The sequence below is a fragment of the Helicobacter japonicus genome, from assembly GCF_000762845.2.
In the GTDB taxonomy this organism is placed as follows: Bacteria; Campylobacterota; Campylobacteria; order Campylobacterales; family Helicobacteraceae; genus Helicobacter_C; species Helicobacter_C japonicus.
Genome location: NZ_JRMQ02000023.1, coordinates 1 through 4,256 on the forward strand (window position 1 = coordinate 1; position 4,256 = coordinate 4,256).

At 31.1% G+C, this 4,256-nt stretch carries 5 protein-coding genes and 1 pseudogene; all 6 read right to left on the minus strand.

The window, feature by feature from the left end:
- Positions 1–346, minus strand: a pseudogene (locus LS65_RS09410) (hypothetical protein); the annotation flags it as partial.
- Positions 347–362: 16 nt separating this feature from the next.
- Complete coding sequence (locus LS65_RS10315) at positions 363–2,432, minus strand: Tle-like phospholipase domain-containing protein (protein ID WP_138129858.1); 2,070 nt, start codon at positions 2,430–2,432, stop codon at positions 363–365.
- A complete protein-coding gene (locus tag LS65_RS09420; protein ID WP_236096702.1) occupies positions 2,407–2,919 on the minus strand; it encodes a hypothetical protein in 513 nt (170 codons plus the stop codon). Before LS65_RS09420 ends, LS65_RS10315 begins: the two co-directional genes overlap by 26 nt.
- The gene (locus tag LS65_RS09425; RefSeq protein WP_138129859.1) at positions 2,900–3,388 is read right to left on the minus strand and encodes a hypothetical protein; all 489 of its coding nucleotides are present in this window, start codon (positions 3,386–3,388) and stop codon (positions 2,900–2,902) included. The genes LS65_RS09420 and LS65_RS09425 overlap by 20 nt, the downstream gene beginning before the upstream one ends.
- On the minus strand, positions 3,381–3,938 hold the full coding sequence (locus LS65_RS09430) for a hypothetical protein (RefSeq protein WP_138129860.1): 558 nt from the start codon (positions 3,936–3,938) through the stop codon (positions 3,381–3,383). The genes LS65_RS09425 and LS65_RS09430 overlap by 8 nt, the downstream gene beginning before the upstream one ends.
- Before the next feature lie 30 nt (positions 3,939–3,968).
- Positions 3,969–4,256 (minus strand): alpha/beta fold hydrolase (locus LS65_RS09435; RefSeq protein WP_236096703.1); only part of this gene is annotated, 288 nt, incomplete at its 5' end.

The following is a 4,256-nucleotide window of genomic DNA, read 5'->3' on the forward strand; positions in this document are numbered from 1 at the left end:
TAAGAAGTGTGCCTAGATTATTTTCTTCATCTTTAGGGGAGAAGTAATAACTTGGTGTATCTTGTTTAATGGTATTGTCTTTATCTAATTCACCAAAGAGAAAGGGATTTGTTTCTATTTCAGATGAGCCTAATAGGAGAGCGGAATCTAAAAAGAGAGAGGGCTTATAGGATTGTAATTCTTCTAGGCTTATATTTTTATGTTCTTTATCATCTTGTATCTTTTCATAAATTTGGGAGTGGATTGTATCACAATCAATGAAATCTTTGTCATTAGCAAAGATGTATAACTCTTTTGCTTGAGTATCTACATAGAGTGTAGAACTCATAGATAAAACAGATGACATTATTTTCCCTCCTCATTTAATTCGCTTCGCGTATATAATACACTCTCATTTCATCATCATAAAGAATACTTTTCATCATAGAGATTCTAGCATCAAAATATGATGTGTTAGATTCATCACTATATAGAGCTATTTTAGTGGAATTGCTATTATATCTAAAGAGTTTAGCAATGTTGTTTTTGCCTAAGACTTCGTTTCCATCTCTATCAATTATTGTAAAAGGCTGACATTTAAAAATAGCTCTTTTTTCTGCTATACTGCATTGCTTAGGGTCTAACTTATCTATGTCTTGTTTATCTAAAATTTTTGGATAATATTCTTCAGCACTTAACACTATTATTTTATCTATAATGTTATCTTTGGTGGTATGTAGTTGAATATATATACTTTCTCTCTCTTTTTCTAGGCTTGTTACATAAAGGATATGCTCTATAAAGGTGGGTAGGAAATCTGTGCTATCTGGTCTTTTTTCTTGAGTTTTATAAGGTGTTAGATTTTTGTTATTAATGACGATACTTAAAGGATTAAAAACTTTATAAACTCCTTGCATAAAAGTATTTAAATATTCTATACATTCATTAATGTCTTTATCTTTTACTTTGTCATAGTTGGATTGCGAGTCTAAAAGATAAGAGTAGAGGTAGAGGGTTTGAGTGAGGGGGATAATGGAGTGGGTGTTAATGAAGCCTATTTTATCAATTTGTATTTCATATCTTTCTCCTAAGGCTTTGATTCCTAAATTACCTATAATATCACACTCACTATTTAAATCTTTAGAAATAATATGAAAAAACTGCTCCTGTGCAAGTGTATTTGGCGTATAAGCATTATTTCGTCTTAAAAATTTAAATTGATTAACCAAATTCCCAAAAGGAATATGCAAATCATAGTCTAAAATAATAGTGTTACTTTCACAAATTTTTGCTTGTGTAGAAGTATGAACAAAAGCATAAGCATAATATACATAAAAAGTTTGCCCTTTGTGCGTATCCCTATAAGCTTTGATTTTATCATAAAGTTTTTGTGCATATTCTTGCATGCTTGGTATATAAAATATTTTTCTTACACCATTAATTTTGGAGTTTTCTAAACTTATTTCTTCTTGGTCTGTGCGTAAAAAATAAGGGATAGTGTGTTTAAGTTGGAATGCTGAATTATCTGTGCCTTTAATGGCTAGTAATCTTTTACTATTGCTTTGATAGCTTTCTATTCTCTTAAACAATGTTTCATTTATTTCTATCATACCACAATATAGTCCTGTATCACTACTTGTTTGCAACATTTCATAAGCTTGTATATTTACTTGAGACTCAAAAAGAGAAATGATGCTATGAGTAACAGCACTTCCTATCATTAAAGATTGTATTGGAGGGAAAAGAGTTGCTACAATTTTAAGTTGATTAAATAGCTTTTCTGTATCATCATTAAAGATTCCCGGTGCATTATAAGTATAAACCTTATCCACTAAATGAGAATAAGATAAAGCAAACATTTGGGCAAGATAACCTCCTAGAGAATGTCCCACAATAGTCATCTTGGCATAGCTTTGTGTTATGTCATCGTAGATAATAGGCTTTACTTTTGTCTCTATGAAATCTATCATATCAAAGTATTGCTTGGTGTGTCTATTTGTGCCTAATAAGAAATCTGTGTGTAGGTCTCTTGCTGTTTCCTCTATTTTGTTTGTGCTTAATTCTGTGCCACGAAAGGAGAGGATATATTGAGAATCTTTATCTACTGCTTTTGTATCTTTAAAGAGTGTGGCACTAAATCCTGAATCTGTATTGGGACAATGCTCTAGTAAATCATATTTTTTAAAGAAGTTTTTTGCTTGAGTGGGAGTGAAGTCGCCATCAAGTGTGCCGATAGACTCTTCTTTACCCCACCTATCTAATCCAATCACTTTGCAATTTTTATATTCTACATTTAATATATCTTGGTAGGTTATTGTTGGATTTTCTTTCCTTTCAATTTTTTCCAAAATATCTTTATCGAAATTACCATTCACTAAATGAAAATATCCATAACTAGCCCACGCTAATTCTGCCATATCCTGAAGTTTATTGATTTGCTGTTTGTTTGTCATTTCTCCTATCCTTGAAAAAATTATTTGGCAAATTATGTATATTATAAATATAACCACAATACAATTCATTATCAAAGTAAAATCTGAAATCCATATTACCCTCGTTGCCTTGTGTTTCTATATGATATGTTCGCCATTTGACATTAATATATACATCTTGAATTTTATCAAAATCTAGCCTAGATATTCCATTGGGATATATGTCTAAACTTAATCTTATCCTCCTTGAATACTGCTTAGTATGTGGAAAGTCATCTCTATCACCTAGCTTCTTATCAAAATAACTTAAAATCTTATTATACTTTTCTTCATTGTTTGGCAATTCATTTAATTCACACATTTTCTTAAATTCCCAATAACTCGGTTGCAATTCATAGGGAGTATAATACAAAGGGATTCCTATAAGATAAATAATCCAAAGAATAAATAAGATTTTACATATTTTTAGAATCTTTTTTATTTTTACTCTAGGCTGCTTTTCTGTCATTATTTGTGCCTATGTAATAATCATTAAGTAAATCTTGGATTTGCTCTAGTTTAAATTCTGTGCCTCTTATGGCTAGGGTGTAGTTTGTATAGCCATAGTCAGCAGTGTAGCTAACTTCCTTAGATTCTGTATGAGTTTGTTTTCTTTTTTCTCCAAAGAGTGTAGCGGAGAATCCTGAATCTGTGTTGGGGCAATGTTTGATAAGCTCATATCTATCAAAGAAATTTTTTGTTTGAATGGGGGCGAAATCGCCATCAAGCTCCTCTGGATTAATTAAAGTTGTATGCTCGGAAGTTACATAACCTTTGTAGGTAGAATCCAATATGTCGTGGAGGGCAATAGTTCTTTTTACTTCCGTCTTGTTTCTTTTGTTATCAAAATTTTTGCCTATTAGATGAAAATACCCATAACTAGCCATAGCCAACTCTGCGTTGCTTTTAAGTCTATTGATAAGTTGTTTATTATTCATTATTTTCTCCTTTTGGTGTCATATTATCATCATTACTGCAACCTAAAGTTTCCTCACTCCAATAAAACCCACTCCCTTCATTGCCAGCTGGATAAAAACGCTTAGTGTGCCAAATTACTCGAAAAACCATCGCATTGGCATTGTATCGGTTAATTTCTGATTCATTGCTGAAAAAATGTGTTCGTATATCTATTCGAGAGCTAAATTGTCTTAATTTCATTTGTGTTATATATTCAAATACTCCTTTTTTATAATCAAAATTTTCTTCGATTAGCTTCTGCTTCTTTCCATTCAACTCCTCCCAATCCAATGTATCCAAGCTTGTATCAAAATACTTTAGAATCTTATTATACTTTTCCTCATTGTTTGGCAATTCATTTAATTCACACATTTTCTTAAACTCCCAATAACTCGGCTCTAAATAAAAAGAATAAGGAGTGTAGTAGAAAATAAAGAGAAAAAAGAGTATTACTATAATACTTCCTATGTTGTATTTAAAATAAAAAAATGACACTAAAGGAATAACAACAAAAAGGATTATGGCTAACATTAAGCAATACTCTTAGATTCTAAAGGTGCATTAATAAGTATAAACTTCATTGATACTATGCGGATAGCTTAAAGCAAAGAGTTGAGCAAGATAGCCACCAAGTGAATGCCCGACAACATTAATCCTTGCAATGCCTTTTTCTTGTAATAAAGGCTTGAGAGTTTCCTCATAAAAGAGAAGCATATCAAAATATTGCTCTATCACTCTATTCATATCACTATTATTTGTGCCTATGTAATAATCATTAAGTAAATCTTGGATTTGCTCTAGTTTAAATTCTGTGCCACGAATAGAGAGGATATATTCTGAATCTTTAGA

Bases quoted from the DNA above. Each gene is read 5' to 3' on its own strand.
- LS65_RS10315 (WP_138129858.1), bottom strand. From the start codon at position 2,432: ATGACAAACAAACAGCAAATCAATAAACTTCAGGATATGGCAGAATTA.
- LS65_RS09425 (WP_138129859.1), bottom strand. From the start codon at position 3,388: ATGAATAATAAACAACTTATCAATAGACTTAAAAGCAACGCAGAGTTG.
- LS65_RS09430 (WP_138129860.1), bottom strand. From the start codon at position 3,938: ATGTTAGCCATAATCCTTTTTGTTGTTATTCCTTTAGTGTCATTTTTT.
- LS65_RS09420 (WP_236096702.1), bottom strand. From the start codon at position 2,919: ATGACAGAAAAGCAGCCTAGAGTAAAAATAAAAAAGATTCTAAAAATA.